Origin of the sequence: Pseudomonas asgharzadehiana, assembly GCF_019139815.1 — a bacterium.
GTDB lineage: Bacteria > Pseudomonadota > Gammaproteobacteria > Pseudomonadales > Pseudomonadaceae > Aquipseudomonas > Aquipseudomonas asgharzadehiana.
This window is the reverse complement of record NZ_CP077079.1, coordinates 1,451,480-1,476,538: the sequence shown is the minus strand read 5'-3', so window position 1 is coordinate 1,476,538 and position 25,059 is coordinate 1,451,480. Positions and strand designations below refer to the sequence as shown.

Below are 25,059 nucleotides of genomic sequence, written 5' to 3'. Positions count from 1 at the left end.
GACGGTTGATAGCAGGAACCGTACACTCCCTTCAAGATTTACAGGAGCTTGACCCGAGGGTTATGGGCAAATGGAGCGAATAGATTTCAATCATGCACGGATCGGTTGGTGCTGCCGGGAAAGCGGCATATCGTTGCGAACACTTGCTTCGGAGACTGGAGTGGCTGAGGCCACATTGTCGAAGGCTGCAGAGGGGGAGCGAGGGCTATCTTTCGCCCAGCTGAAGAGAATCGCAGACTACTTTGGCCGTGGTGTTCTCTTTTTCATGGAGGAAGGTGAAGCTAATCCGGTGACAATCCATACCGCCGCATTTCGTAGTATAGCAAATCAAAAGCCCACTATTAACAATAAGCTCCGCAATCTAATTGAACGCGCTGAGCGGCAGAGAGATATTTATCTAGATCTGGTAAGCGATATCGAAAATGAAGATATCGCTCGATTTGCACCTCCGGAAATTTCAGAAAATGTCAAAGAAGCGGCTCATGCAACAAGAGAGTGGCTATGCTTAAAGAAGCACTCTACGTTTGAGCAGTACCGCACTGCTGTAGAAGCGAAGGGAATACTCGTATTTAGAAGTAACGGGTATCACGGGCAGTGGCAAATAGCTAAAGAAAACCCAGTTCTTGGGTTCTCTTTATACAGCGAAGAATGCCCTCTTATTTTTGTTAAAAAACAGTATGTTGAGACTCTTCAGACCTTCACTCTAATGCACGAGCTTGGGCACATTTTGCTGCACAATGAAAGCTCTATTGATGATGATGGTGATTTTCATAATGCGAGCGGTCATGAGAAAGAAGCCAACGAATTCGCAGGGTTAGTTTTAGTACCAGACAGTTTTTTGCGCCTTATAGAGTTAGGCAGCAAGCCAGATGACGCAGAGGATTTTGACGATTGGCTTGAGCCACAGAGAAAAGCGTGGGGTGTGAGCGGCGAGGTTATAATTCGACGTCTTCGCGACGAAGGTTTCATACGAAACGATGAATACGAAGCTTACAGGAGCTATCGCGCGCGCCTGAAAATGCCAGAGCTTGACCAAAGCGGTAATAGAGCATTTAGACATCGAGAGCCAAAGCACATTTTTGGCGATGGATTTGTGCGGGTGGTACTCGACTCTCTTAATGCAAGAAATATCAGTCTCGCGAAAGCCAGCACCTACTTAGACGGAATTAAAATCAGGGATATAGATAGCCTTAAGGAATTCTATGTGGGCATTTGATGCTTCATCAATGATATATGCTTGGGACAATTACCCTAAAGAGCAGTTTCCAAAGCTTTGGAATTGGGTCAGCAATCAAATATTCCTTGGCACAATTTCGATGCCATTGGTTGCTTTCGACGAGACAACGGCTAAAACACCCGAGTGCGGTAAATGGCTGAAGGATGAGGATATAAGCATTCTCCACCCTGACACAGCCATATTGCGATGTGCAGCCAGACTTAAAGCATTATTAGAAATCGATGGGAATCGATACGGAGCTGGTGTAGGAGAAAATGATTTAATCATTATCGCAACAGCTGAGATAAAGGGCCTGCCGCTTGTATCAAATGAATCCCCCCAGCTCACCCTTCCGAAATTACTGTCCAAGTACAAGATACCTGCTGTATGTGGATATAAAAAACCTCCTACGATCGTGATCGACTTTGTAAGCTTCATTAAGCAATCTAAAGCCACTTTCTAATAAGCCCGGCCCAGCGCCGGGCTTCTTGTATCTGGTAAGCGCCCTGCTCTGCTATTGTGGTGCTCTCTGGACGCAATGGAAGCAACGAAGAATGGACTCATGGAAGAACCTGGCAATCGCCGCCATGGTGCTAAGCAGCACTCAGGCAATTGCAGCCGAAAACAACAACCCGTTCCAAGGCGCGCTAATGATCACCACCATAGTGCCCGCGGTGATCATCTCAGCGCCCACGGCTATTACCTCGGAAATTCCAGAGTATTTTAAGTCCGCCAAGACTGACGCCCTGGCGTTCATTGGTTCGGACGGCGAGATTCGCGGCGCACAGTTTGAGCAAGCATCCCGACACTACCGATTGAGGTCTAGGGCTCCCCTCATGTCCGATATGCAACTCGCCAAGGCGATCGCAGCGACCTACTGAGCATGGCCATTCACGTTCTTTTCACAGCAGAGGGTCTATGGTTCCCCCAGCTCCTTATGAAACTCTTTCAGCCCGCCCTCCCCATCGCGGGCTTTTCTTTGCCTGCAATTTGCCGAGCCCGCCCGCTTTTGGATGGGCTACGCTCATCGCACCATCGAATGGAGACATAGCAATGCACTCGCCCGAATACTCTCTTCCTGATGTCTTGGAACGCATCTACGAAAACCAACTCGCCCTGGAGGCAGCGATCATGGAGCTGTCGATGTGGACCGCGAACCATGGCGGCCCTCACGTAGACGAGAATGTCCGCGGCGCCCTGGAGACCATCGGAGAGAACGCAGGCCACATCAAACAGGGCCTAGCGCGACTGAAGCAAAACCCCAGCGTATAAACGAGAATCCGGAGAACTTTATGAGCGAGGAATCCGAGGTAATTTACGTTGCAGATCTGGCGCGAATCCTGGGCCGAACTGAGGTATCAGTTAGAGAGGGTATTCGCCGCCAAGCTTCTTGGTTGCCCAAGGGCTTCAGAATGGGGATCAAGCATTGCTGGCTAAGAGCAGATGTGATGCAGTTCCTGCTCGACTACAGGGATGGCAAGATCCAAACCAAGCCAATAAGAGTGGGAAGGAAGCGGCAGGTGCCCCCTACCTTGAAAAGTATCGGTCGTTGATCAGGAGTACCTATATGGTCAATTACAAGACGGTAAGGCAATTTTCGGCAGAGAGCGGATACACGGAAGCTGCAATTAGAGCCAAGATGGCTGACGGGACTTGGATTAAAAACCTAGTCTGGCGAAATGCTCCGGATGGCCGGGTATTGATCGACGTACGCGGGTATGAGGCATGGGTAGAAAGCACGATCACCACGAAGCGTGCAGTCCGCAGATTCCCGAAGGTGGTAACCAGTCAGAAAGGAGGGGCCTCTCTAAGCCCTCCACCTCTGATATGACGAATATTTTTAGAACGAGTTAATGAATTACGCAGTTCAATACGAATCAGCGCCTGCTGAGGGTAGAGCCGGCCTCCTGCCGGCGAACACCACTCCCAAATCATGCAGCCCTGAATGAGATCCCATCGAGCGACGCGTAGGAATTGCTGCCTACCTGAAGGACCACGCCACCGCCAGTGGTGATATTGAAGAACCCAAATGCGTTGTTGGATACGCATGGGAAATAAGAGTTGCCGGCAGGCCTGAATCCTGCGGGGAGCAGGAACGCAGCAGCAGCTACAGTACCTGACTTTATAGCCCCCCTCAGATGCACAATCCCATCTGTATCTTTGTAATAAGAGACAGGGCTGAAAGTGCCACCACCATAATCAAGCCAGGAGTTTGTAAACACCGTGATCGGGATCCAATCGTATTGGGCGGCGGTTGCACGGTCGGTGCAGTTGAAAACGTTTGCCCCAATGTTGTTCGTGGCCTGGTTATCGGAGAACATGATTCCGGTAAGGCCGCCTGGCTGCTCAGCATAACCCCCCTGCTGGTAACGGAACCCACCGACTCTGGTGTCGTACATCTTGTTGTTGACCACCAGCGTCCCGCTAGCGTTGTAAGTTGCATCTTGGTAGGCGTTGAAAATCCCGTACGACCTGTTGTTGTAGCAAATATTGTTGGCGATGAGGCAGTTCTTACCGCCGTTGCCAATTCCGTCACCGAAGTTTCCGTAGCAGATGTTGCCCGTGATGATCGAGTTTGGCGCCCAGTTTTCGATCCCCTGCGGCCAGTAAGGAGATACATCCGCCTCTTGCCTGGAGTCGTGGCAAATGTTGTTGGTGATGGTCAGGTTGTAGCACGACGACGTTGCCTGAGTATTGATCCCAGCGCTGAACCCCCAGCCAGTAACGATGTTCCCATCGATGATCGTATTGATGGCGTTGACCGATATCTGGCAGTAGTAGCACCGGTTACCCTCGATCCGCATGTCCGAGGATTCACCGCTAACACCGATGCCATGGTTAATGAAAGTATCATTGCCACCACGGTCAAGATGATTTCCGCGAATCGAACTTTTAGATACTACGTTCGCTAGCAGGCCCATGTTGTAAAAGCCAATAAATCTGCAATCCACAACTTTGAACTGACTGCACTCTGAGATATGCACGCACGGCAGAAGACTTGGGAAGTGGCCAACCCCGGCGGTTAACTGTCCGTTGCCATCAAAGCAAATACCGGAAATATCAAAATTAGTTTTCTGCTGGATATAGACCATGTCCAGCGTCGGCGGCACTAGCATCTTTAGGATGCAAACCAGATCACCATCGCCCTCCCAAATCTGACTTGCCACGCCAGTTAACCCAGCGGCCCCTACACCATATGTTCCCGACCCATATTTGACCTTTTTGGCACCCGAGTAGATAGCAGCCTGCATTGCTGCCGTGTCATCGGTGCCAATACCCTTCGCGCCGAACTGTCGCAGGGTGACAACCCGTGTGCGTGAGGACTTCCACCGCGCACCATCGATGCCGACGATGACGGTGCCACCGTTATCAGCAGACGTGGTATCTGTGGTGTCGACGTAGTAATACCCGCCGCCGCCATCGCCCTTGTCATAGTAGCCATAGACGTGAGCCTTCTGGTTTCTTGCAGACGAAAGCAGACGAAGCTCGGCAATGCTGTCAACAGCACGCGCATTCCAGAAGCGCAGGAAGTCGAACAGCGTGAAGGTGTCGTACGGGATGCTGGCAGTGGAAACGATGGCGCCGGTGAACGCCTCAAGGTAGGTGGCCAGCCAGCCTTTGTTCACGGCATCTTTCGGTGCTACAGGGTCAGCCAGATTCGAAATGTTGCGGTTTTCGGCGTCGAAGTAATCAGTGCCTGGCTTGCGCATCAAGGCGCGCTTGGCAATGGAAAGCCCCTGCTGGAAGAGCATGGTCAGACGATCGAACACGTCCTCGTGGGTTTCTGCCAGGAACTTGCCCTGGTTTCTGAGCGACGTTTGCTGATAGGCGAGCATCTCGCGCGAAACGACAAGCTGTCCGGGGCCGGCGAGTGCGGACGTCGTCACGATGCTCCCACCTGCATCGTTGCCTGCCCCATTCACGGTGTACTGCGACCCAAGGGTCAGCGTGCTGCTTACGCCAGCCGGGTTCACATAGGTGACAACCAGGTCCTCATTTGCCAGGAACTTGAAATAAAACGGGAAATTGGTGGTAACCCCGTTGGTATCAAACTCGGCAATGCTGTCGATTGTGTTGACGGTCACGGTTGTGACTCCTTTTCTCTGGGCAAAAAAAATCCCGCTCAATGGCGGGATTCGGTGGGGTGTGTTCGGTTATCGGGCGATGCCCAGGGGGTCGAGGTAGCTTTGCGAAGGCTTGACCAGGAACTTCTGGCCGTTTTCCTGCTGGATGCGTTGCTCGGTTCGGCGTAGCGACCCTGGGTTCATGGCCTCCTGCACCGACCACAGGAACAGGTGGTCCATGGCGATGCGCGTATAGAACAGGTTGAGAAAAGGTGTGTTGTTCTGGGCCAAACGCAGCGCTGACGATGCCGCGTCATCACCTGATCGGACCTTGGCCCACAGATCGATAACGTTCGCGGCGGTGCCGAGCGTTGGACCGGCGAGAGTTTCAAGCGGCTTGTTGCCGAAGCGGCTGACCTCGCCGAACATGAAGTCGCCCATGATCCCGAACCCGCCGCCTTGGGTCATCGCAGCAATCCACGTCTTGGGATCATCCGCTGGCCGTGGCTGGCGGCCCTTGACCGCATCCTTGGCAGACATAGACAGATAGCCAAATGCCGTGGTCCACAGCAGCAACTGAGCCATAGCCAGGCGCTCGCCATTACCGTTGCGCAGGGCGGCGATCAAATCCTTGCTGCCCCGATAGCCCTCCCCCAGCGGGGTCGGCGCATATCCACGGCCATACAGTTCCCGGCCCAGGGTCTTCTGCATATACGCAGCAGGGAAGCTCTTGAACTGGGTCATGAACCGGTTGAGGTCGCCCATGATCGTACCCGGCCGGGTGCCTTGGTTCATGATCGAGCGCGTGCGGGCGTCAGGCTCCAACACCGCATAACTTACCCGGTCGTTGACATAGGCGCGCAGGCTGCGCTCCAGGCCTTCCCTGGTTTCGCGAACGGCCGCGTCGGACACCTTTCGCCCCTGATCAGCGAGATATGCGCTGATGCGCTCATCAGGAATGCCGGGAATGCCGTCGGTGGTCATATAGTCCCGTCCATCAGCCATGCGGGTATCCATCCCGCGCAACAGATCCCACTTGCCGGCATCGAGGTCGTACAACTCAAGCGTGCGGCGCAGGCCAGTGTCCATGCCGCCCCACGCCCTGCCTTTGTTCTGCGCCAGGTTGTGCGCCATCATCAGGCCAGCGCTGGCCTTGTTGGCGTCGGTCCACCAGGATAGGCCGTTCAACTTGAAGAACAGCGACATCCCTCGCGACATCTTCCCGCCCACAGAGTCATCGGCAGAAAAGCGCCGCATGATCTCGCCGCGCATGGCATCCCCATACACCCCAAAACTCGAAAGAATCTCACGCTGCTCCAGGCTGCCACGGCCCTTGGCCAGTCCGGCGGTCATTTCCCCAAGTGAACCCAGGAAGCTCTTGCCCTGGTACCGCATTTCACTGGCGGCCACCGGCAGGTCAGCAAAGCTCGACAGCAATGCGCCGCCAAGCTTTGACAGTGATTGCCATGCCCGGACGTTGGCCGAAATCCTGGCGGCCCAAGCATTGCCTGGTATCCGGGTTGCCCCGCTAACCTCGGCGAAGCGGTTGGCGATCATGTTTCCGCGAGCGGTATTGAAGTTGGTCAGCGCCTTCGGGTCGCCCGACTTGCGCACATCCTCGGCCAGGATATCCATGGCCATGTTCAGGTTCGCTTCTGGATTGGTTCCGAGTCGGCGCATGATCCCGGTGTTCTGCCCAGCCATGTCCAGGCCGCGCAGCACGGACTCGCGCAGGTTTCCGGTGCCAAACATGGTGTTGTATTCGTGCCAGGCAACGCCGTCCTTGAAGTGCAGGACCCGTTCCTGACTGACCTTTTTGGCGATGTTGGCCGGGCCCTTGAAGCCGTTCGAGGGTTTATCGCCTGGCGCCTTGAGGTGATCACCCGAAACCAGGCCGTCATAGACGCCACGCAGGAACTGTGCGGGATTGGTTACATCCTCGAAAGTTCGAGGGTCCAGGCGCGGCTGAATTTCCTCAAGCCACTTATCGAAACCTGCAGATCCGATCTTCTCGCCGTCATGGCTCTGGCGGGCTATGTAGCCTGGCAAGTTGCCGATATTGGCGCCGGCGCGGTTCGCATCGATACGCGCCGCCTCTTGGTACTTCTGGATGGCTCGGGCGATGCTTACCACCTGATCGTTGAGCTTTGAGGTGTCTTGGCTCGTGCCGATTTTCCACAGTGCATCGGCGATATCTACATCTGAATCGCCCTTGGCCAGGATTCCAGTCAGGTCCTGGCGCTCAAGGTCGTGAATGAATCCGCCGATATAGGCATCGCCCAGGGCTTTCTGCTCGGCGGCGACAGACATGCGAGAGCCCTGCCGGGACAGGTTGGTCCCAACCAACAGCGATTCAATGCCAAGGTCTGGCCGATCGGCGAAGCTGCCGCGCACAAAGGAAACGATCTCGCCGCGGCGGCGCAAGTTGAGCAGCGCATTGCGTTTCTCGATCAACGCCGCATGCTGGGCCTGCTTGCCCAGCTCGTCCGCCGCTCGCAACGTGGCCTGCTCCATTCCCAGCGCGCCCTCCCTGGCCATCAGTTCCTTGGCTCTCCCCCGCAACAACTCGAATATTTCGGCAACCTCTCTGTCTTCCAGGTTGCCGGCGGCAGCCCGTACAGCATCAATGCAAGGAGTCATTGTCCGTTCCTTATGTCGCATACGGCTGCGGCGCGGTATGCCTTCGAGTATTGTTCGGCGCGGTCGGCCTGGGCCTGGGCGGCTTCTGCTTCGTCGCGGCTGGCGGCCATGACGTCGGCGCGGTCCTGTTCGGGGAGTTGGTCGAGCATCTCGTTAACCAGTGCCTCGTCCTCTTCGAATTGCTGGCGGGTGGCTTCCAATTCGTCCTGGGGCTGGGCTTTTGGCGCGCTGTCTACACGCAGGCTTTCGGCCTGGCCTTCTGGATCAAGACGGCGGGTAAGCGGGCGCTTTACGTACTCCAGTGCCCCAGCAGCTTTACCTGGGGCTTCCAGATCGAACAGGGCCTGCACGTCGACATCACGGCCGCTGACGGCCTGAGCGACAGCGGTACGCAACGCACTGTCGCGCACGGTCCAGTCCGCATCCTGAGCGGTCTCGCGCGCGGTTCGGATGGCCGGGCCCAGCGGGCGCACCTGGTAACCCTGCATGATCTGCTTGGCGCGGGCTTCAATCTGCGGGCGTAAACGCTCTGGAACTTCGCCACGCTCGATCAAGCCAAGGTCACGTCGATAAAACTCACCTGCACGGTTGCGCTCAAGGGCGGTGTTAATTTCGGACTGCCGTGCGCCGATCTGCTCGCGCTGGGTTGCGATAGTGTCTCGCGCGGCGCGCTCTGCCTGTTTTCGGGTCATGCGCTGGCCCTGGAACTCTTTGGCCAGGTCCTTGAGCGTTGCATCCAGCCCCATGGCGCGCTGAGTCAGAGCAAGGCGCTCAACATGCAGGTCTGCCACGTTTCCGACACGCTCACCTGTCAGTGTCGGCCTGATCTCATCAATGGCCTGACGTTCAGCGTTGCGGTACAGGGTGGCGCCATCAGCCTCCAGGTCGCGGGCAAGTGCGCCGCGCAGTGCTGTTTCCGGGTCTTGGTCAAACACGCGATCGAAGTCGGCCGAGCGCGACGGCTGCGGGGCCTGACGATCACCGGAATTCAACACGCTTTCGACTTGCGGGGTAGGCTCGGTCGCGATTCGGCGGCGCAGGGCGTCAGACACTGCCCCCCCTACAGTATGCAGCCCGCCACCCAGAAGGCCGCCCATGGCGATGTTGGCCAGGGAGTCGGACAGGCCGTATTCAGTCTGGTCTTGCTGGGCCGCCAGAAGCGGCAGTGGCTCAATAATCGCAGCACCCACGGCGCCCTCAACGGCGCCGACGCCAGCGCGAACACCGGCACGGCCCAATGGTGTAGCGGCACGACCCAGAATTGACGCATAGCGAGCCTCGCCAACCACGGGTACAAACGCCGAAGCGATGTTGAGCGGGTCAAGCAGAGAAGCGGATATACCGGCTGCTAACTGCGTGCCAAACGCCCCGCCGTTCGCTCGAGTCATGACCTGCTGGCGGGCGGCCTGCTCACGGTGACGATCAATGAGAATGTCCAGAGCGCCCTGCCGGATGCCTTGCTCGGGTATTTTGATATCCAGGCCCATGCCTGAAACCTTTTCCCGTGCTGCCTGAGCGTCGAGCAAAGGTGTATCCGGTGCGAGACGCTGCGACGGAAGGCGCCCAAGGCCTGCGCCAACTTGGGGGGCTCCTACCTCTTCATCTTCCAGTGCTCGCATGCGCATAACGGAAGAGGTTGGGTTGGTTGCGTAGGCACCGCCAAAAGATGCATCCCATACCTCGCCGGCGTCGGCCGGAATATCGAGCATTGTCCGCCGGTCAAGGACCGGGGCATCGCCTGCATAGATGGTCATGGCATGAACCCCATTGGCGCCACGCGGTACTGATCAGGCTCGCGCAATCCATTCTGCTGAAGATCGGCCCAGCTGCGAGTGATTGGCTTGCCGTCGGCGCCACGCACGCGATAGCCATTCAGAGTCAGCGACAGCCCGCTTTCATCCTCGTTCGGCACCCACTGTCCGCTGGATTGAAGTGCGTCGTGCAACTGCTGGCGGTTCTGCTCCTCAGTAACACCGGCGAATCCAGGCAGCGGCATCAGCTCATCAGGCTTGATCTGGCGCATAGCCTGCTGGGCGCCTCGACTGACAGCATCGGTGTCCTGGGTTTTTGGCACGCGGTAGGTGCCGAAGAAGTCGTATTTGTCGTTGAGCATCCCATTCACGACTTTGCTTGCAGCCTTTTCCGGGTCCATGCCCTGGAGTACGTAGGACGTCGCAGTGCGGGCGGCCGCTTGATACATGGTGTTATAGGTGTTGATGCCGCCAGACTGACCTTGCAAAGACTGGGCGAACGGCGCCATGGCAGCTGATACAGACTGATTGATCGTATCCTTCTGCCCTTTCTGAAGCCCTGCATGCAGGTCGCTGTCCTTGATAGATGCCACGGAAGCCATGCGTTCGGCCACATCCTTCGGCAAGCCGGTGGCAATCACCTGGGCTTCGGCCGGCAGCTTGTTACCGACCTGCTGCAACACAGCCGGGAAGTCCTTGCCCCATAGCTCTTGCTGCTGCTCGATCATGGTGGCGGCATTCTCGCCCCCATTGATCTGGTTGTTGAAGTTGGCAACCAACTGATCGGCGGCCGCATCCGGCAACAGCTTGGGCTGCTTGACGCCAAGGCGCTGCTGTTCGGCCAGGGTGGTACGCGCGTAAGCCTGGTAGGCCTCTGGCGTTCCATCTTGCTGAGCGGCCACAAAAGCGTTCTGCACAGTTGGGCTGTACTTGGCTACATATGCTGCCGGGTCGTCCTGCTGCTGTTTCATCAGCCGCACGCCGACGTTGGTGAGGTGCTGATACAGCTGGCTATCTTCCTTGAAGCCCTCGCCGGCGGTGCCGTCCTTGCCTGGCTGGAATTTTGACAGGATCTGCTGGCGCTCTTGCGGGTCAGCGGTGGCAAACTCACGAATGGCTGGGGCCAGTTCTTGAACCTTGGAAAAGCGCTCGTACTCTTTGGCGCCCTTCTCCGGCCCGTACGCTGCGGCAAAGTCTACTTTCGACGGCGGATTGTCGAAGTCCAGGCCCTGCGAATAGGCCGCACTGGCATCCTGCACTCGACTGCCCAGCTCCATGCGGTTGATGGCCTGCATCTGCCGGGCCTCAACCTGGCGCTGGCGGGCCTCGGCCTCAAGGCGGCGAAAGCCCTGGTCAATACCGTTACTGGTGCGTATCTGGTCTTCGGCCGTCATCGTGTCCTTATAGGACTCGTAATAGCTCTTTGCCTTCTGCGGCGAGTCAATCAGCATTCGCTGGATCACTGCGCTGGACATGCCGCTGTTGGTTTCCAGGCGCTCAGCCTGCGCGGCTTCAGGCGACAGCCCAAGGCGCTGGGCACGGCTGGACAGAACTGCGTCAACCTTCTGCCGATACTGATCAACCTTGCTCGGGTCTTGATACTCCAGAGCGGCGCCCTGCATAGAGGTTTCAAGCTGGGCCTTTTCGACTTGCCCGTAATAGTTCTGGCGCTCGCCGTACTCGTAACGGTTCAAATCGCTGGACAGGGAGTTGCGCCGACTGTTGACGATCTGCGCATACCTGGTCTTCTGCTGATCGTTGGTCAGGGTTTTGGCAATCTCGGCCTGAGCTTTGTCGAACTGGTCAAGTGTCTGGTTGGTGACATCCAAGGCATTCTGACCCTTGCGGGTATAGGCGCCGTTCTCGCCGTACATACTCTGCTGCTGCCACTTGGTGAGCTGGTTGTCGGCATCCATCAGTAGCGCGGTATCGGCCTTCTCGCGCTCTTTGTCCATGAGCATCTGCGCGCCGCGCCCCAGAGTTTGAAGGCCCTGAGCAATCGAGGTGGTGTCAGGCGCTACGCCTTGCAGTTGAATGGCGCCGGTCGGTTGCTGTTGAACCTGGGCCGTATCGTACGTAGGTACCCGTGGCATTATCGAGCCCCCGCGAATGAACCGAATGCGCCACCGATACCGCCAAGGATCGAGCCCATTGCGGCGGTGTTACCGTTCTGCACAGTCTGGTTGGCGTTGAGTAGGTCCTGCCTGGCCTGTACGCGGTAGCCATAGGCCTGGCGCGCGGCGTTGTTCTGGATCGTCAGGGCATCAAGCTCGCCAAGCATGGCGGTATCGTCCTGAATCTGGGCGGCGCTACCGCTGTTCACGTCGATTCCGTTGGCCGCTTGTACGCTGCGCTGGGTGCCGATGGCCTGCCCAGTTCGCACGCGCTGCCAGTCTGCTGACGTGTCACCAGCATTCAGTACTTCCTGAGCCGTCTGCCGCTTGAAACCGGCATTCTGCTGCATCATGTCCGACTGGAACCCGGCGTTCTGCTTCTGTCCCTGGGCCTGCATCATGCTGCCGGCCAGGCCGATAGCGACGGGTATCAATGCCATCCAGCACATGGGTTATTCCTCTCGATTCAGCGTAAAGGGGTAGAACGGCAGGCGCTTTGGCCCGTATGGGATGGCCTCGCCGAATTCGAAGCCCAACCATTTCAGCCAGCGAATAGCCGAGGTGTTTCGGGCGTCGACGTAATTCATGAGGTGCCGGTGCCGGGTAAGCATCCCCTGCACCTCCGGCTTGCAGACCTTGAGGAAGGCTCGGGCGTTGCGCTCTACATGGATGGTACTGATGAGCCAGGGCACGCCGATGGAGCCCAAGACGCTGTGTACCGCATCACCGAATACGGCGACGATCTGGCCATCGACGACGATCTTGCGGGCGTTGAGGCTGCCAATAATGCCCTCCAGCAGCTCCATCTCCAGGGAGACGCCGAGCCCTTCAACGATCTCGTCTATGTCGGCCTGGCGCACATCTCGCAGGATCACCGGCACATCTTCTGGCTCAATGGGCAACACATCAGCGGCCGCCAATTGTCACCTCCGGGATAACAGCCAGGACCGACAGTGGTAGTGGGTCTGACTGACGAATGAACACCCGGCCCTTGCCCTGCCAGTCGTTGGATATCGGAATTTCAGCCTGTCCAGTGAGCAGATCAATAGGCAGTTCGTATTCATCACGATCGGTCTTGCATTCGTACAGGTGGTTCTTGTCCTTGCCCGCAAAAATGCCCCGCGACTCTTCGACGCGTATGGTCAATCCAGTGACCGCGATCTTCTTGTCTTGCACGGTCTCATTGGCGTTTTTCAGCTCAAGATCAAGGGTTTCCATATCGGATACGTATTGCAGGCCGACGTGTGCAATGCCTGCGGCCTCTTGCAGCACTACCGTTCCGGCGGTGACGACGCGTTGAGGGTGAACACTGCCGTCAGCCAGGATCGAAACTGTTTTGCCTTCGAGATGGCCCAGCCCCGACAGAGTTTTGACCTGGCGCGCCCATGTCGAAACGGGTACGCCACGCAGCGGTGCCGGGCAAACGATCTGAAGTTCTACGGTGACAACGCTGGCGCTGGTGTAGCCAACCACCTCCACACGGACGATCTCGGTGGTTTGGTCATCGTTCTCGTCAGTAACCACCACCTTCAGCGAGTAATTGACGCCAATGCTCCCAACCGTAAATGGCGTATGCCCCACGGCAGTCATGGTGACAACCTCGGGAAAGCCCCAGGTGGTACCGCCGGACAGGGTCATTGTCTTGGCTGTATCGGCGTTTCGCCCGTCGTAGGTCAGGCCACAGTCGACAAAGAACGCGTCCTCGATACTGGTGATCTGCCGGCTTGCCATGCGCTCGATATAGCGCTTCTGCACGCCGTTGATGTTGCGGCGTACCACCATGTACAGAACGTCTTCCTGGCCCTCGGGGATGCATGCAATGGACTCAACAAAGCCATCAGTGTCATGCCAGTGCCATCCAACCAGCTGCTGTTCGGGAACATAGGTCATCCCCAGCAGAACGCCGTCGTCGCGCACGTACCAGACAATTGAGTCAGGCACCTTCTGATACGCAACGTTCGTCAACTCTTTGCCCTTGAATAGGTGGGCGCTGAACAGCGTCAGGTCGTCAGCGGCAAATCCATCCGCATTCAGGGAGTAGCCGAACGATGAAACGCGGTTGCCTCGCGCCTGGACGTACACGGCACTGTTACCAACCACCACCGGCGGAACGATGGATGAGCCGTCGTAGCCCTCAGGGCTTGCCTGTACGGTCTTGGCTGAAAGCCCTGTTTCACCGCCGGCAATGGTGAACTCCGCACCCGTGGTGAGCGCAATCAACTTGCGCAGGCCCAGTAGGTGGCGCACCCGATTCACCTTGTTACTGCTCAGGGTGAAGGTGATTGCATCGTCATCCTTGTTCGGCACCGAGTATCCGAAGTTCTTGAACAGGCCGGTCTTGCTTGTCCATACCGTCTGAGGCTTCAAATCGCTGCCGGCGAATATCAAGCGCTGCTGGTAATACACCACTGCACCTGGGTAGTTACCGGTACCCACGAATGGGTCATTGCCGTTCGGCGGCGTGTCAGTCTTGACAGCGGTAATATTTTGGTCGGTGAAGGTGGTGCCGGTGGCGCGACCAATAAAGCCGTAGATCCCTGCGCCGGCGTTGTCTTTGTAGATGATGTAGTAGTTCGCACCAGTGACAGCCGTCCAGGTAATGGTGGCTGATGCAACGTCGGCATGACTGGTAATGGGGTTCGACGTGACTGGCAGTGATTCGTCAAGCGTGTTGCCATCGTCAAGCACCGCGGTCACTTGGTAGCGCCAGGTTTGGGAAACCCCAGAACCGCCACCGGTAACCGCTGTCGCCGTTGCAGGAGCTGCAATACGCGGCGCCAGGTTGATCTCTGCCGTAGTCCAGTTGTCATGCGCGAGACGGTTCAGTTCACGAGGCTTGTAGGCTGGCTGGGCGAACGTCATGACGTCGGCCGACTGAGTGAAGCTCAGCAGGCTCAAATCATTCTGCGTGTATGGCAGCGCCAGTTCGAATGGCTGCCCGATGTTGGGGCCAGAGCTATAAAGCACCTGCCCGCCATCCTTCATGACGCGCATGTTCAGGTCGCTGAATGCCAACACGTAGGTCTGTACGTCATTGAACTGGAACGGGATCAGGCGGCAACGCTTGGTCGAATCCTTTACCTCGGCAACCAGCCGAGTGCCTGCTCGGTTACGCACGCCGCCGTATGGCATCACCGTGAAGTTACGACACAGTTTCAGCCCGGTGTAGTACCGAGCGATATCGGTACGGGCACTGGCCGATGGTGACAGCTCGCCCGCCGCGAAGGTTGGCTGAAGTACTCCGCTCATGCTCGCACCGTAATAAATTCAGATTCAGGCTCTGGATCGTCCTGGGATTCTTCGAGGGCTGACCCCTCGGCCATGGTCAAGGCCATCTGGTATTGCTGGGCGGCGAACTGCTGCAGGTCCGGCTTGGAGCTGAGCGGTAATGCCAGATCCATCGCCAAGCGCCAGGCCAGTGCGTCAGCGAACTGCGGGTCAAAGAACGTTGAGTCCTCGACCTTGAAGGTAAAGCGGCATGCGGCCTCCGGCTGGTCGGTGTGGATCACTCGACCGCCAGAGTCGTAGCCAATTTTGAAAGGGATCTGCTGGTCGGCGGATAGCGCCCTGCGCCATCCTGGCTGAACGATATCTCGAACCTGCAAGCAATCTGCCGGGTAGCGATAGCGGTAGGCCCAGCCAGGCGCAGGATTGCCCAGGCTGGCCAGCGCAACGATGGATTCCGCGAACGGCCAGGGGAATGCCTGCAACACCAACTCGCGAAGCGGGCCATAAAACACCCGGCACAGCTCAGCGGCCTTGCTCTTTTCCGTGAACGATACGATTGGCTGGGTGTTGGCAACCCGAGACAAGGCGATGTTGCAAATCTCTACGTCGCTGGACATTCGGGAACCTCAGAAAAAGAAAAGGACCCCGAAGGGCCCTTGAGGATTGCTACTGGTGATCAGGCGTCCGGCAGGCCGTTGCTGCCAGTTTCAGCAGCGTCAGCGCCCTGCTTGCCGGCAACTTCACCGCCAGCATTCAGGCGTGCGGCTTCCACTTCCGCTTCATCCTTGTTACCGGTGAATTCGCCAACACGGTCGCCACCCTTGTTGATGATGATGAAGCGGCCGCCGCCATTGTGCTTGGCGGTGAAGTCGGCAGCGTCAGCGCCCTGCTTGCCGGCGGATGCTGCACTGCCGCCCAGCTGCTTCAGGTTGCCGCCGGGGCTGTCGATCTCCAGCACCAGCACTTCGCCTGGCTCATAGAGCTGGCCGTTGATAAACGACCGCTCCAGCACTTCATAGCGCTTAGGCATTGGTCTGTACTCCAGCGACCACGCCGGCGGTTACCTTGCCCAAAGTAGGCGCGGTGCCGGTCACGGTGTAGTTGACACGCAGATAGCGCTCAGTCTTCTGCGGCAGGGTGATGACTGGCGTTTGGTAGCCCAGCTTCAGATCAGCCAGCGGAACAACTACCTGAAACAGGGAGCGCGGCGAGCTGAACGCCGAGTTGTCATCGGCTTGCAGTTCGATGGTGAGGCTGGTCAGGGTGTTGAACGCTTCAACGACCTGGATCAGCAACGGAATATCACCGGTGCGACCCACATCCTTGGTGTCGCCGCGATCGATGATGTCGGTCGATGCAGCCGTGGCGGTGATGGCCTGGGCGCTCGACATGAGCAGCTTTGCGTCAAAAAGCATGATGGTTTCTCCGAAATAGAGGAAAACCACGCAGTCGTTAGACTACGCGGGCTTCGGTGTTCAGCAGTGCGTCAACACGCTTGATTGGGATTCCCAGGAACTCGGGGATCTTCTTGCCGGCGTATTCGCCGATAGTCAGGTTCACGTTCTTGGAGTTCATGGCCTGCAGGTGCAGGAAGGTTTGCAAGGTGCGGTTGGCGTAGATGACGGTACGGCCCTCACCCTGCATAGGGTTTTCCAGCAGGTAATAGGCCTTGATCATCTGCTCGATCAGCTTGGCGCCAGTCGCGCCATCGGCGGTCAGGGCGGTCACATCGATGTTGGCGATACGCGAGTTGGCGCGCCAGTCACGTACCGACATGCCGATGTCCCACTTGAAGTGATCGCGGTAGGCCTGGTATTCGCCGCCAACCGCATCCTTGACGGTGTCTTCACCCAGGTTGCGGTGCTGGAAGCCGGCCACGCTGCCCTTTGGATACAGCAAATGCGTGGTCATTTCGCCCCAGGTAACGAACCAGAGCGATGCGTTGGTGGAGCCGGTGCCGCCTGCGTCGATGATGTTGGCGCCGGATTCTGCTGCCAGGCTGTTGTAGCGTGGCGCCAGGCCGAGGAACGCTTCTGGCTCAGAACCGGTGTTGCCGTAGAACATGTAGCGCGCAGCTTTGTTGTTGAAGCCTTGCAGCTTGGCGATGTTCTCGGATACGCGGAAGGCGTCGGCGTTGCCCGACAGATCAGCCAGAGCCTTATCGACCAGGCCGTAGTCTTCCATCATGCCGGTGGTATCGAGTACCGGCACAGTGGTGGACTTGCTTGGCTGAATGCCCTTGTTGAACAGGCGCCATGTTGGCTCAGGGATGCCCGAGCGCATGGTGGTCTTGTGCTTGGAGCCGTCATTGCACTCCTGATATTCGGCGTCCATGAGGATATCGTTCTGCTTGGCCATCAGCTCGACGATCTTCATGATCTTTTTCTGGCTGTCTTCCCGGCTGAACTTATCCAGCAAGGTCGGCATGGTAGAGGTCAAAATGCCCATCTGTGTATCTCCTACGGTTGGTCAGGGCCTTACTTGAAGGCGTCGATGATGCTCATTTCTTTCGGTGCGTTGGTCTGGCTGCCGGGCATGACGAACTTGTCTTCCGAGATAGCCGAGCTGATGCGGTGGCAGAACTTGAACAGGGCCGGGTGGTTGCCCAGCCCGGAGGTATTCAGCAGCTCGGTCAATGCCGGGTCGCCGAAGGACTGAATGACCTTGATGGCGCTCTCTACGCTCTTGTCGTAGTTCTCACCGCCTACTTCAGGGTCACTTTTGATGGACGCCGCCCAGTCCTGGCCCTGCTTGATCACTGCTGCCTGGTACTGCTCGGCCTGCTTGGTCGCCAGCTGGGTTTGGAAGTCGATCAGCTGCTGGGCCTTGGCCTGTGGAATATTCAGTTCCTTGGCCAGGCTCTGGAATTCGCCCAGGACATCCGCGTCCATCTCCATGCCTTCGGGCAGGGTGAACGCCTCGTAGGCCTCGGGCGCGCTGGTATCGGCCTTGAGCTTCGCTGCCGCGTCGGCGTCCTGTTGGATCTGCTCAGGGGTTTTGGCTGCATCTGGCGCCGGTGCAGCCGCTGGGGCTGGCGGGGTCAATACCGAACCTTCGGCAGCCGGGGCCGGGGCGTCCGCTGCGGGAGCGGGCACCGGAGCATCAGCACCGCCACCCTGCCCGCCATCAGCTGGTGCCTCGTTCATGTACACGCGGCCAAGCAGCTTCATCATCAAAGGGCTCATTCATCTGTCTCCTGGGTTTGTTCGGGGATCGGCTGCGGCGCGTTCTCAGCAGCCATGACCGCGTACAGCGATGGGGTCAGGTCGTTCACCTGGCTCAAAAGAAGAAGGCCAACATTGCGCTGGCCTTCGTTGAAGTTCGTGATTGCGTCTGTGGGGCCTATTGAGCCCTGGAACAGCTTGCAATGGCCGAGGGTTCGCCACATGAAGCGGCGCCCGCGGTGGTCGCTCATCAGCCACTTGAAGTCGGCGATGTCCTGCAGTTCCTGCTCGGTTGGTTGTTGCTCGGCCATTACACAGCACCTGCCAACGCGGTCAGGGCGTTATCGCCGCTGGTGTCGGTCTGGCTCAGCACCTGGGCGCCTTGGATGGCCGTACCCAGTTCTTGCTGCATCTGCGCCGCTTGCTGCTGCTGCGCGCGTTGCTGGCGGATCTGCGAGACCATATCGTCAGCGCGCACCATAGTTGGCGGCACACCGATAAGCTCGAAGTACTGGCGCATGGCTTCATCGCCATCAAGCAGATCGAGCGGCTCCAGGCTTTGGGTTGTAGCCGCCACGGTGCCGGCGAACCCAATAGCGCGCTCAATGCTGGAAACGCCGATAGCCTTCTGTGCCTGAGCCAAGATGCTGGTGAACTCGATACGCAAGTCCATGTTGGCCAGCTCCTTTGGTGGAGGTGGCAACAGTGGCGCTCCCGGCAACATCCCCTGCCAGCGTGGAATGGATTGCTCCAGCATCTGGTTGAAGTACATGTCGACCAGCGGATCGAGCAAGTCATCGGTCTGGCGCTCCAGCACCGGGCCGAGCATCAGCAGCTTTTCTTCCTTGCGGGTTGCGATCTCGTACGCGGTGCGCACGCTGTCCATCTGGCTGATCATCAGGAACAGATCGACGAAGAAGGCTGTGTCGATGATCGAGCTGTCGGCAGCGATCTCACCACGCAACTGGCCAAGCCATGCAGGCTGAACCTCATACAACGGCGCAAACTTGGCGCCGACCTGCATGTCATTCAGATAAGTGATGCTGCCTGGCAGGATGGAAGCCCGCTGATTCTTGAGGCTGGCGGGTGCGCCCATTGGTGGACGCACGCCCTTCTCAAGCAATTCGGCCTTGCGGCGCTCCATCAACTGGATGGCCTTGGTGGTACCGATGCACATTGAGCCAGGGCCGGTGCCGTACACGTCTTCACCCAGCACATCCCAGCGCGGCGCCATGACCGGGAACACCTTGAATCCCGACTCCCGCAGCATTGAATCCTTGTCGCCACTCTTCTCCCAGTACACGGATCGGAACGGCATGTTGGCGTTGTCCTTGCGGCCCTTCTCTCGGGTATCGTTGGGTTCGATGCCGTGGCAGATGTCGATCCAGGCGTCTGGCTTGCTGGCCAGCAGGTTCTGCGCCGTGGTGGACATCTTGTCCTTGCCGAACTGCTGCTCCATCTGGCGCCCAGTCATGCGGAAATCACGGTAAAGCGTGTCCACCTGGTTGCGGCTATTGTTGGCCAGCATGTAACTGCCTACAGCCAGCGGATACGAGCGCAGCAAGTCGCTGTCGTCGGGCATAACAACCATCGGCGCGGTGCCGAATATGCCTTCTTCGCTGTAGCGGTTTGGTAGCACGCTGTAAAGGTTGCCCCTGGCCATGACTTCGCGCATAGCCTTCTCTGCTGCAAACAGCCATTCCTTGACGGGGGCATAGTCCATAAGGCCTGGGTCTGGCGTTCCAAACTTCACCCAAGGCGACGACGGGTTGGTCATGCCGGTGTGCATGCCAGCGCCCAGCGTACGAGCCGCAAACGTGGCCTGTGGGTTGATGATCTTCTGGTCGCGGCGCTTGCCGTCGTTCGTATCGGTGTTGTACCAGCGGCCAGAGCGCGGGCTGATAAAGTCCCCCAGTTCTTTCCACTCAGGCAGCCAATTACTGTCGCGCTCGCTCTTGAGAGCGGTGTAGCGCTTCTCGCAGCGTTCGCGCAGGGAGTCGGCCAACTTACACCCCCAACAACGTTTTCTGCCCGGTACTGGCGCCACCAAGCAGGCCAGAAGATCCGGTCAAGATGGTGCCGTTCTGCCCCGACTGGGCAAGGCGGCGTTTGCGCTCAGCCTCGACAGCGGCCTGTACTGAGTCGCTTGAGGTAGTGGCTGCCACCGCCGTCGATTCGGTAGAGCCTGCGGCGCCAGCGGCCGCCTCTGCTGCTGCCTTCTCGCGCTCAGCTTTGTTGAACATGCCAGTGTTCTCACCGAACATGTTCGGCAATCCCATGCCTTCAAGGATGACGTCACCACCGCGCAACGGGTCGAGCTTGACCACCTTGTTGACCAATTTCTTAATGCTCTTTCCGCACATGTCAGTTACTCGCGTAAGGGTCGTATTCGGATTGGAATTTGCCCGAGTCATTTGACTCAAGCTGCCAGCGCTGCTGACCAAAGCGGCGCATCATGTATGCGTAACGGGTGGCCGAAAGGATGTCGTCATTCAACTTGACGATCTTTCCGTTCTCATCCCGGTGGTAACTCATCTTCTCGTCGAAGAAGTCAGACAGGTGCGAAAACACCTTGAAACGGCCTGTGGTCATGCGCTCGTAAAGCTCAACCAAGCCGATTTCCACGCCGACACCACCATCAGCCCAGGTGGCATGCACGTCGAGCATCTGCCAGCCGGCATCGACATAGGCCTTCTTCTGCTGTTCGCCCGATGATTTCTCAGACTGCAGGCCGTCAGATGGCCATGCAGTGGGGATGTTTGCAGCCCAAGCCTTGACGGTGCCCCACACGGTTGATGGCGTGACGCGCGACTTCTTCCAGGCTTGGGCCAGGTAGATCACATCCGACTCGATGTCGATCCACAGCTGAACGTGTGCTTGCGGGTGATCCCAGCCGAAGTCCATGCCGTTGATGACGTAGAAGTGCGGCGGACAAGGGAACGGCTGGCACTTAATGTCTTCATCGGAGAAGTCGAATATCAACCCAGTACCAAGCAACGGAAGCCCCTTCGAACGCATGTCGCGCTGCCACTCGGGATACATGCCAAGCAGCTTGCGCTGAGTGTCAGCGGTTAAGTGCGGTGCATCAGCCCAGGTAGCGCGCTGGATGTATTGGCCCTCGGCAGGGCAGTCCATGAACTGAACAACCAGTTCGGTTCGGCCGTTCTCCGGGGTGAACGTCAAAATTCCCCGACCGCCCTGGCCGCCATCACCGGTGGCAGTACGAGTCAGCACTTGCGGGTAGATCGCTTTGTCTCGTGGCTCTTCGTCGATGTGATACCAGTCGACGCTGTCACCCATGATTGCGTGCTGGCCCTGGCTGTATGACCAGAACTGCACTGTTGATTGACTGCCGGACTTGTGCCGGACAGTGATCTGACGCATTGCCCCTGATGTTCCGGTAGCAGACAGATGCGCAATGATTCGATCAGCGGGGATTAACCCGCCAGTCCACTTGCCGCCTTCCAGCGTGCCGAACAGCGGCGTCTGGAGCAGGTCGCGGGTTTTCTCCATCGAGAACCCCAGCAGCCAACACATCGGCGCATGGTCAAATGCGTGGCCCTCCCAGTCTTCGGGGTAATCGCCCAGCAGGTGCATGGCATCAACTGTCAGCCCGGTGCGCGTCTTGCCCACTCGGTTTGCCGCCATGAGCATGCAGGACGTGTGATCAGCCGTAGCCCTTACAAACTTGCGCTGCCACTCGTAAAGCGTCTCAAACTGGAGCAGGTGCCGCCTCTGTGCATCCCTGCGCGCCTTTTCCTCAAGCAGCGCCAATAGCTCAAGCTTGTCAGCCCTGGCCTGCGAGCTTGGCGATTCTGCGATCAAGTTCTTCTTCCGTCAGTTGACTGCGGTCATCGCCTGGTTTCTCGGCGCCGACGTCATAGGCCTGACGCTCCAGGGCGATCAGGTTCTTCAGCGTCTCTCCCAACTCCTTGAGCGTCTTGGTGCGGGATGGCAACCCAATCACCTTGTGATAGGCATCGCTCAAGCGTGGGTCTTCTGGGTTATGCAGGATCTCGCCAAGCTCTTCGAATAGCTCACGGTTATCAGTGACGCCTTCCAGCTCGTCCAGCAGCTTGTTGGCCAGCTTTCGGTACCGACCAATGTCAGTCCTGTGCCCAATGCGGATACCAGCAATGACTTGAGCATTCGCCTCAACGATTCCGCGCTCGGTTGCCAGCGCCTCTGTGGAAACCTGCTTGGAAACCTCTGCTTTGGAAACCAGCGAATCGGCCTTAGCCTGGATCTTCGCCTTAAGGTCTCTTTCCCAACTGCCTGCCTTGGCCCGCTTATTGATCGCGGTATGGGAGACGCCACACGCTGCGGCGATTTCTCGGACGGATAACACGCCGGCTCGGTAAAGCTGTTCAATCCGCTCCCAGTCGGTTGGCTGCTTGTCAGTCATCACTCACCGGCCAGCTCAAGCTTTTCGGTGGACGGCTCAGGCTCAACAACTGGCGCCGTCTCGGCGGGGATGACCTTGAGCCATTCGAACGAGGCGAATATGGCAACAACTGAGCCGCCCTCACCAATCAGACGCAGGTCAACGCCCTGGATGAACGTGACAGCCATCACCTCGTGAACTTCATTGGCGGATTTGACTCGGTACTTGATCATTGGGTGCCTCCCTTCAGGCATACGGCGGTGATGTAGTCCTGTGCCGCGCGCAGGGCGATCAGTCCTTCGTCACCGTCGTTGGCGATGGCGATAATTCTTGCTCCAGCCGCTGGGTCAAGTTCGGCTCGCGCGTCTGCATGATCCAGGCCGGTGGTGGTGCCGGCGGTTCGCACGGCGGGACAGGTGGCCTTGACTGACAGCCGGCGAGCGCCAGTAGCGACAGCAGTACGAAGCTGGTTGTTAGCGGTCTGGGCATCGGTCAGAGCCTTTGTATGTTCGGTATCCAGCTGGGCCAGCAGGCGTTGGGTGTTCTTGCGTGATGCGTTGGCAGCCTCCAGCACGCCTACACGCTCTGTTGAGGCATTAAGCTTGGCGCTGACATGGTCCAGGCGCCACAACGCCAGCAGCAGGCCAACGGCGAGCGCGGCGCAGATGCCGAGGGTGATCCTCATTGCGCGTCCATGCACTTGGCGTGGCGATCAAGCTGGCGAGCCCACACACCGGCGCAGCGCTTGTTGCCCGGCGTGGAGCAGTCGAAGCCAGCGGCGTAGCGATACTTGAGCAGGTCGTGGCAGGCCTGGGCGTAGTTGCCGGCCAGCAGGTCACGGCGAGGGGAGCCCTTGAGCCAGGTGCCAATGCCGTACTGGCCAATGAAGTCCATGTACACGTCAAACTCAGCTTGATGCAGCGTGACACCCGGCAGTGACGCGGCGAACTGCTTCTCTGCCTGGCTGTTCAGGTTGCGGGCCAGGATCTCGGCGCGGGCCGGGGTGATGGTGTCCCCCATGCGGACTGGCGTGCCGTCTTCGTATCGAGTGGAGCCGTGGCCGATGGTGGGAACGTCGCCCTTGGTGGGGATGATCGCAACAGGCGTATAGCCCTCGCTGGCCTGCCAAGTTGCGAAGCCGGCGGCGCTCATGCCAAGGATGGCAACAGCGATACGCTGGCGGATGACGGGGCTCATGATCGGCACTGTTCGCGCAGGGCCTGGATACGCGCCTGACTCTCGGCGTGTTCCCGGCGATCCTTACGCACTTGGAAGTACAGATTGATCAGCAGGCCAAGCACCGCCACAACAACACCGGCCACACCGATCCAGTTGACCTGTGAGAAAAATCCCACCATGCCAGCGGCACCGCCAACCAGCATGCCCTTATTGGCCACTGACGCACCCACCACCTCTACGATGCTCTCGGGCGTCGGGTTGGCCATGTTTCTGCTCCTGCCTGGGGCTGCCATAGGGGCCTCCAGATACGAAAAAGCCCCGCACAGTGGCGAGGCTCAGGGTTGTTAGAAAACGTCAAATTGCGGCGTATCCAAGGCATGCAAATAGAAAAGCACCCTTAAAAAACGCTGCTAATATCAGTTTGCCTTCACTATAAAAAATAGGGATAAACATGAGCAAGCTAACAATCTTACTTATATCGCTAACTATGCTTCTTGGATGCAGTGGAAAAAATCTTCGCCCAATGGATTTATCCACTACAAAATGCACCTCCGCAACTCCAAGCATTTGTCGGATGATGTCCATACAAAATGAATTGGCCGAATATGCAAACGGGGCAAATTTAAACAGTTCCACCTTGAACTTAGTAGCCCTAGGCGGCGCGGGAGTCGGGGCAATAGGGTTAGCAACAGACTCACATTCTGATCTATACAAATCAGCTGGAGCCATTATCTTAACCTCACTAGGATTTAAGTCATGGGGAAACTTTGAAGAACAATCAAAAATTTACTCTTCCGCCTACTATAAGTTGGGATGTGCAATCCCTTATGTAGAGAGTATTAATAAAAAAGGTGATGACCTTCAGAAAATCTCAGCGTCCCAAGCTGGGGCCTCATATTTAAATTCATTGAAAATCGCTCCCCCAGCTGAAAGCTTAACGGATGAAAACCTTCCAATGGCTATCGCTAAAGGCATTTCAAATTACAGAACATTAGAAAATAAAGCGATCGCGGAAAACATCATCGCCACAATCAACATAGACGCTTCCGCAGATGCTCTAAATCTTCAAAAAAATGCGCGCACCGATGTAGAGAAGAATTCATTCAAAACTGAAGAAAGCATCAAGGTGATCTACAACACCGCTTTTCAAAGCACTAACTTTAAGTCTGACGCAGGGGATGATACAGGCCTATCCAAACTATATGCAGATGTAATATCAGACAAAGTAAAATATCTTGAGTGCATGCAGTTAAGCTCTGAACCAAAGCCATAACCTTAGACAAAAATCGTCTCATATTAAATCATTGGAAAAGCCCGAC

27 protein-coding genes are annotated in these 25,059 nt (G+C 57.5%); 6 read left to right on the top strand and 21 right to left on the bottom strand.

Annotated elements, in window-relative coordinates; genetic code table 11:
• The first annotated feature begins 70 nt into the window (after positions 1 to 70).
• The 5 genes from KSS96_RS06720 to KSS96_RS06700 all read left to right on the top strand — a co-directional run bounded on the left by KSS96_RS06720 (position 71) and on the right by KSS96_RS06700 (position 2,769).
• On the top strand, positions 71 to 1,216 hold the full coding sequence (locus KSS96_RS06720; RefSeq protein ID WP_217855921.1) for a helix-turn-helix domain-containing protein: 1,146 nt from the start codon (positions 71 to 73) through the stop codon (positions 1,214 to 1,216).
• The gene (locus tag KSS96_RS06715; RefSeq protein ID WP_217855919.1) at positions 1,203 to 1,679 is read left to right on the top strand and encodes a DUF4411 family protein; all 477 of its coding nucleotides are present in this window, start codon (positions 1,203 to 1,205) and stop codon (positions 1,677 to 1,679) included. The genes KSS96_RS06720 and KSS96_RS06715 overlap by 14 nt, the downstream gene beginning before the upstream one ends.
• Positions 1,680 to 1,770: 91 nt before the next feature.
• Entirely contained in the window at positions 1,771 to 2,097 is a 327-nt protein-coding gene (locus tag KSS96_RS06710; protein WP_217855917.1) for a DUF2388 domain-containing protein, read from the top strand.
• 172 nt (positions 2,098 to 2,269) lie between these two features.
• Complete coding sequence (locus tag KSS96_RS06705; RefSeq protein ID WP_217855915.1) at positions 2,270 to 2,488, top strand: hypothetical protein; 219 nt, start codon at positions 2,270 to 2,272, stop codon at positions 2,486 to 2,488.
• Positions 2,489 to 2,508: 20 nt separating this feature from the next.
• Positions 2,509 to 2,769 carry a hypothetical protein gene (locus tag KSS96_RS06700; protein ID WP_217855913.1) on the top strand — a complete coding sequence of 87 codons (261 nt, stop codon included), beginning with the start codon at positions 2,509 to 2,511 and terminating at the stop codon, positions 2,767 to 2,769.
• Positions 2,770 to 3,147: 378 nt separating this feature from the next.
• Here the strand turns inward: KSS96_RS06700 and KSS96_RS06695 are convergent, their stop codons facing one another.
• The 21 genes from KSS96_RS06695 to KSS96_RS06595 form a co-directional block, all read right to left on the bottom strand.
• The gene (locus KSS96_RS06695) at positions 3,148 to 5,301 is read right to left on the bottom strand and encodes a putative phage tail protein (protein ID WP_217855911.1); all 2,154 of its coding nucleotides are present in this window, start codon (positions 5,299 to 5,301) and stop codon (positions 3,148 to 3,150) included.
• Between the two features lie 69 nt (positions 5,302 to 5,370).
• Positions 5,371 to 7,920, bottom strand: coding sequence for a hypothetical protein (locus KSS96_RS06690; RefSeq protein WP_217855909.1), 2,550 nt, complete (start codon positions 7,918 to 7,920; stop codon positions 5,371 to 5,373).
• Positions 7,917 to 9,674 (bottom strand): hypothetical protein, encoded by a 1,758-nt coding sequence (locus tag KSS96_RS06685; RefSeq protein ID WP_225913316.1) that lies wholly within the window; start codon positions 9,672 to 9,674, stop codon positions 7,917 to 7,919. The genes KSS96_RS06690 and KSS96_RS06685 overlap by 4 nt, the downstream gene beginning before the upstream one ends.
• Positions 9,671 to 11,764, bottom strand: a complete 2,094-nt coding sequence (locus KSS96_RS06680) for a hypothetical protein (RefSeq protein ID WP_225913315.1) — start codon at positions 11,762 to 11,764, stop codon at positions 9,671 to 9,673. The genes KSS96_RS06685 and KSS96_RS06680 overlap by 4 nt, the downstream gene beginning before the upstream one ends.
• Positions 11,764 to 12,234 carry a virion core protein, T7 gp14 family gene (locus KSS96_RS06675; RefSeq protein WP_217855907.1) on the bottom strand — a complete coding sequence of 157 codons (471 nt, stop codon included), beginning with the start codon at positions 12,232 to 12,234 and terminating at the stop codon, positions 11,764 to 11,766. Before KSS96_RS06675 ends, KSS96_RS06680 begins: the two co-directional genes overlap by 1 nt.
• A gap of 3 nt (positions 12,235 to 12,237) precedes the next feature.
• Positions 12,238 to 12,705: a phage protein Gp13 family protein gene (locus KSS96_RS06670; RefSeq protein ID WP_217855906.1), complete on the bottom strand. Its 468-nt coding sequence runs from the start codon at positions 12,703 to 12,705 to the stop codon at positions 12,238 to 12,240.
• Positions 12,692 to 15,034: a phage tail protein gene (locus KSS96_RS06665; RefSeq protein WP_217855904.1), complete on the bottom strand. Its 2,343-nt coding sequence runs from the start codon at positions 15,032 to 15,034 to the stop codon at positions 12,692 to 12,694. Before KSS96_RS06665 ends, KSS96_RS06670 begins: the two co-directional genes overlap by 14 nt.
• A complete protein-coding gene (locus KSS96_RS06660) occupies positions 15,031 to 15,630 on the bottom strand; it encodes a phage connector family protein (protein WP_217855902.1) in 600 nt (199 codons plus the stop codon). The genes KSS96_RS06665 and KSS96_RS06660 overlap by 4 nt, the downstream gene beginning before the upstream one ends.
• A gap of 59 nt (positions 15,631 to 15,689) precedes the next feature.
• A complete protein-coding gene (locus tag KSS96_RS06655; protein WP_217855899.1) occupies positions 15,690 to 16,043 on the bottom strand; it encodes a hypothetical protein in 354 nt (117 codons plus the stop codon).
• Positions 16,036 to 16,428: a Bbp16 family capsid cement protein gene (locus tag KSS96_RS06650; protein WP_217855897.1), complete on the bottom strand. Its 393-nt coding sequence runs from the start codon at positions 16,426 to 16,428 to the stop codon at positions 16,036 to 16,038. Before KSS96_RS06650 ends, KSS96_RS06655 begins: the two co-directional genes overlap by 8 nt.
• A gap of 37 nt (positions 16,429 to 16,465) precedes the next feature.
• The gene (locus KSS96_RS06645; RefSeq protein ID WP_217855895.1) at positions 16,466 to 17,461 is read right to left on the bottom strand and encodes a major capsid protein; all 996 of its coding nucleotides are present in this window, start codon (positions 17,459 to 17,461) and stop codon (positions 16,466 to 16,468) included.
• A gap of 29 nt (positions 17,462 to 17,490) precedes the next feature.
• Positions 17,491 to 18,198 (bottom strand): hypothetical protein, encoded by a 708-nt coding sequence (locus KSS96_RS06640; protein WP_217855894.1) that lies wholly within the window; start codon positions 18,196 to 18,198, stop codon positions 17,491 to 17,493.
• Positions 18,195 to 18,488: a Bbp19 family protein gene (locus tag KSS96_RS06635; protein WP_217855892.1), complete on the bottom strand. Its 294-nt coding sequence runs from the start codon at positions 18,486 to 18,488 to the stop codon at positions 18,195 to 18,197. Before KSS96_RS06635 ends, KSS96_RS06640 begins: the two co-directional genes overlap by 4 nt.
• Positions 18,488 to 20,182, bottom strand: coding sequence for a portal protein (locus KSS96_RS06630; RefSeq protein ID WP_217855890.1), 1,695 nt, complete (start codon positions 20,180 to 20,182; stop codon positions 18,488 to 18,490). The genes KSS96_RS06635 and KSS96_RS06630 overlap by 1 nt, the downstream gene beginning before the upstream one ends.
• 1 nt (position 20,183) lies before the next feature.
• The gene (locus KSS96_RS06625; protein ID WP_217855888.1) at positions 20,184 to 20,540 is read right to left on the bottom strand and encodes a hypothetical protein; all 357 of its coding nucleotides are present in this window, start codon (positions 20,538 to 20,540) and stop codon (positions 20,184 to 20,186) included.
• Between the two features lies 1 nt (position 20,541).
• Complete coding sequence (locus KSS96_RS06620; protein ID WP_225913314.1) at positions 20,542 to 22,002, bottom strand: phage terminase large subunit family protein; 1,461 nt, start codon at positions 22,000 to 22,002, stop codon at positions 20,542 to 20,544.
• On the bottom strand, positions 21,965 to 22,582 hold the full coding sequence (locus tag KSS96_RS06615; RefSeq protein WP_217855886.1) for a hypothetical protein: 618 nt from the start codon (positions 22,580 to 22,582) through the stop codon (positions 21,965 to 21,967). Before KSS96_RS06615 ends, KSS96_RS06620 begins: the two co-directional genes overlap by 38 nt.
• Positions 22,582 to 22,794: a hypothetical protein gene (locus KSS96_RS06610; RefSeq protein WP_217855884.1), complete on the bottom strand. Its 213-nt coding sequence runs from the start codon at positions 22,792 to 22,794 to the stop codon at positions 22,582 to 22,584. The genes KSS96_RS06615 and KSS96_RS06610 overlap by 1 nt, the downstream gene beginning before the upstream one ends.
• Positions 22,791 to 23,246 (bottom strand): lysis system i-spanin subunit Rz, encoded by a 456-nt coding sequence (locus tag KSS96_RS06605; RefSeq protein WP_217855882.1) that lies wholly within the window; start codon positions 23,244 to 23,246, stop codon positions 22,791 to 22,793. The genes KSS96_RS06610 and KSS96_RS06605 overlap by 4 nt, the downstream gene beginning before the upstream one ends.
• Positions 23,243 to 23,758, bottom strand: a complete 516-nt coding sequence (locus tag KSS96_RS06600) for a glycoside hydrolase family protein (RefSeq protein ID WP_217855880.1) — start codon at positions 23,756 to 23,758, stop codon at positions 23,243 to 23,245. Before KSS96_RS06600 ends, KSS96_RS06605 begins: the two co-directional genes overlap by 4 nt.
• On the bottom strand, positions 23,755 to 24,006 hold the full coding sequence (locus KSS96_RS06595; protein ID WP_217855878.1) for a holin: 252 nt from the start codon (positions 24,004 to 24,006) through the stop codon (positions 23,755 to 23,757). The genes KSS96_RS06600 and KSS96_RS06595 overlap by 4 nt, the downstream gene beginning before the upstream one ends.
• 185 nt (positions 24,007 to 24,191) lie before the next feature.
• On the opposite strand from KSS96_RS06595, the gene KSS96_RS06590 reads away from it, so the two are divergent.
• Entirely contained in the window at positions 24,192 to 25,013 is an 822-nt protein-coding gene (locus tag KSS96_RS06590; RefSeq protein WP_217855876.1) for a hypothetical protein, read from the top strand.
• The last annotated feature ends 46 nt before the right edge of the window (positions 25,014 to 25,059 follow it).

What these genes read in the sequence shown, in the direction of transcription:
- KSS96_RS06660 (WP_217855902.1), bottom strand. Translation starts at nt 15,630, where the DNA reads ATGTCCAGCGACGTAGAGATTTGCAACATCGCCTTGTCTCGGGTTGCC.
- KSS96_RS06715 (WP_217855919.1), top strand. Translation starts at nt 1,203, where the DNA reads ATGTGGGCATTTGATGCTTCATCAATGATATATGCTTGGGACAATTAC.
- KSS96_RS06685 (WP_225913316.1), bottom strand. Translation starts at nt 9,674, where the DNA reads ATGACCATCTATGCAGGCGATGCCCCGGTCCTTGACCGGCGGACAATG.
- KSS96_RS06700 (WP_217855913.1), top strand. Translation starts at nt 2,509, where the DNA reads ATGAGCGAGGAATCCGAGGTAATTTACGTTGCAGATCTGGCGCGAATC.
- KSS96_RS06615 (WP_217855886.1), bottom strand. Translation starts at nt 22,582, where the DNA reads ATGACTGACAAGCAGCCAACCGACTGGGAGCGGATTGAACAGCTTTAC.
- KSS96_RS06680 (WP_225913315.1), bottom strand. Translation starts at nt 11,764, where the DNA reads ATGCCACGGGTACCTACGTACGATACGGCCCAGGTTCAACAGCAACCG.
- KSS96_RS06605 (WP_217855882.1), bottom strand. Translation starts at nt 23,246, where the DNA reads ATGAGGATCACCCTCGGCATCTGCGCCGCGCTCGCCGTTGGCCTGCTG.
- KSS96_RS06635 (WP_217855892.1), bottom strand. Translation starts at nt 18,488, where the DNA reads ATGGCCGAGCAACAACCAACCGAGCAGGAACTGCAGGACATCGCCGAC.
- KSS96_RS06720 (WP_217855921.1), top strand. Translation starts at nt 71, where the DNA reads ATGGAGCGAATAGATTTCAATCATGCACGGATCGGTTGGTGCTGCCGG.
- KSS96_RS06625 (WP_217855888.1), bottom strand. Translation starts at nt 20,540, where the DNA reads ATGTGCGGAAAGAGCATTAAGAAATTGGTCAACAAGGTGGTCAAGCTC.
- KSS96_RS06600 (WP_217855880.1), bottom strand. Translation starts at nt 23,758, where the DNA reads ATGAGCCCCGTCATCCGCCAGCGTATCGCTGTTGCCATCCTTGGCATG.
- KSS96_RS06675 (WP_217855907.1), bottom strand. Translation starts at nt 12,234, where the DNA reads ATGTGCTGGATGGCATTGATACCCGTCGCTATCGGCCTGGCCGGCAGC.
- KSS96_RS06665 (WP_217855904.1), bottom strand. Translation starts at nt 15,034, where the DNA reads ATGAGCGGAGTACTTCAGCCAACCTTCGCGGCGGGCGAGCTGTCACCA.
- KSS96_RS06610 (WP_217855884.1), bottom strand. Translation starts at nt 22,794, where the DNA reads ATGATCAAGTACCGAGTCAAATCCGCCAATGAAGTTCACGAGGTGATG.
- KSS96_RS06640 (WP_217855894.1), bottom strand. Translation starts at nt 18,198, where the DNA reads ATGAGCCCTTTGATGATGAAGCTGCTTGGCCGCGTGTACATGAACGAG.
- KSS96_RS06650 (WP_217855897.1), bottom strand. Translation starts at nt 16,428, where the DNA reads ATGCTTTTTGACGCAAAGCTGCTCATGTCGAGCGCCCAGGCCATCACC.
- KSS96_RS06590 (WP_217855876.1), top strand. Translation starts at nt 24,192, where the DNA reads ATGAGCAAGCTAACAATCTTACTTATATCGCTAACTATGCTTCTTGGA.
- KSS96_RS06710 (WP_217855917.1), top strand. Translation starts at nt 1,771, where the DNA reads ATGGACTCATGGAAGAACCTGGCAATCGCCGCCATGGTGCTAAGCAGC.
- KSS96_RS06690 (WP_217855909.1), bottom strand. Translation starts at nt 7,920, where the DNA reads ATGACTCCTTGCATTGATGCTGTACGGGCTGCCGCCGGCAACCTGGAA.
- KSS96_RS06705 (WP_217855915.1), top strand. Translation starts at nt 2,270, where the DNA reads ATGCACTCGCCCGAATACTCTCTTCCTGATGTCTTGGAACGCATCTAC.
- KSS96_RS06595 (WP_217855878.1), bottom strand. Translation starts at nt 24,006, where the DNA reads ATGGCCAACCCGACGCCCGAGAGCATCGTAGAGGTGGTGGGTGCGTCA.
- KSS96_RS06645 (WP_217855895.1), bottom strand. Translation starts at nt 17,461, where the DNA reads ATGGGCATTTTGACCTCTACCATGCCGACCTTGCTGGATAAGTTCAGC.
- KSS96_RS06655 (WP_217855899.1), bottom strand. Translation starts at nt 16,043, where the DNA reads ATGCCTAAGCGCTATGAAGTGCTGGAGCGGTCGTTTATCAACGGCCAG.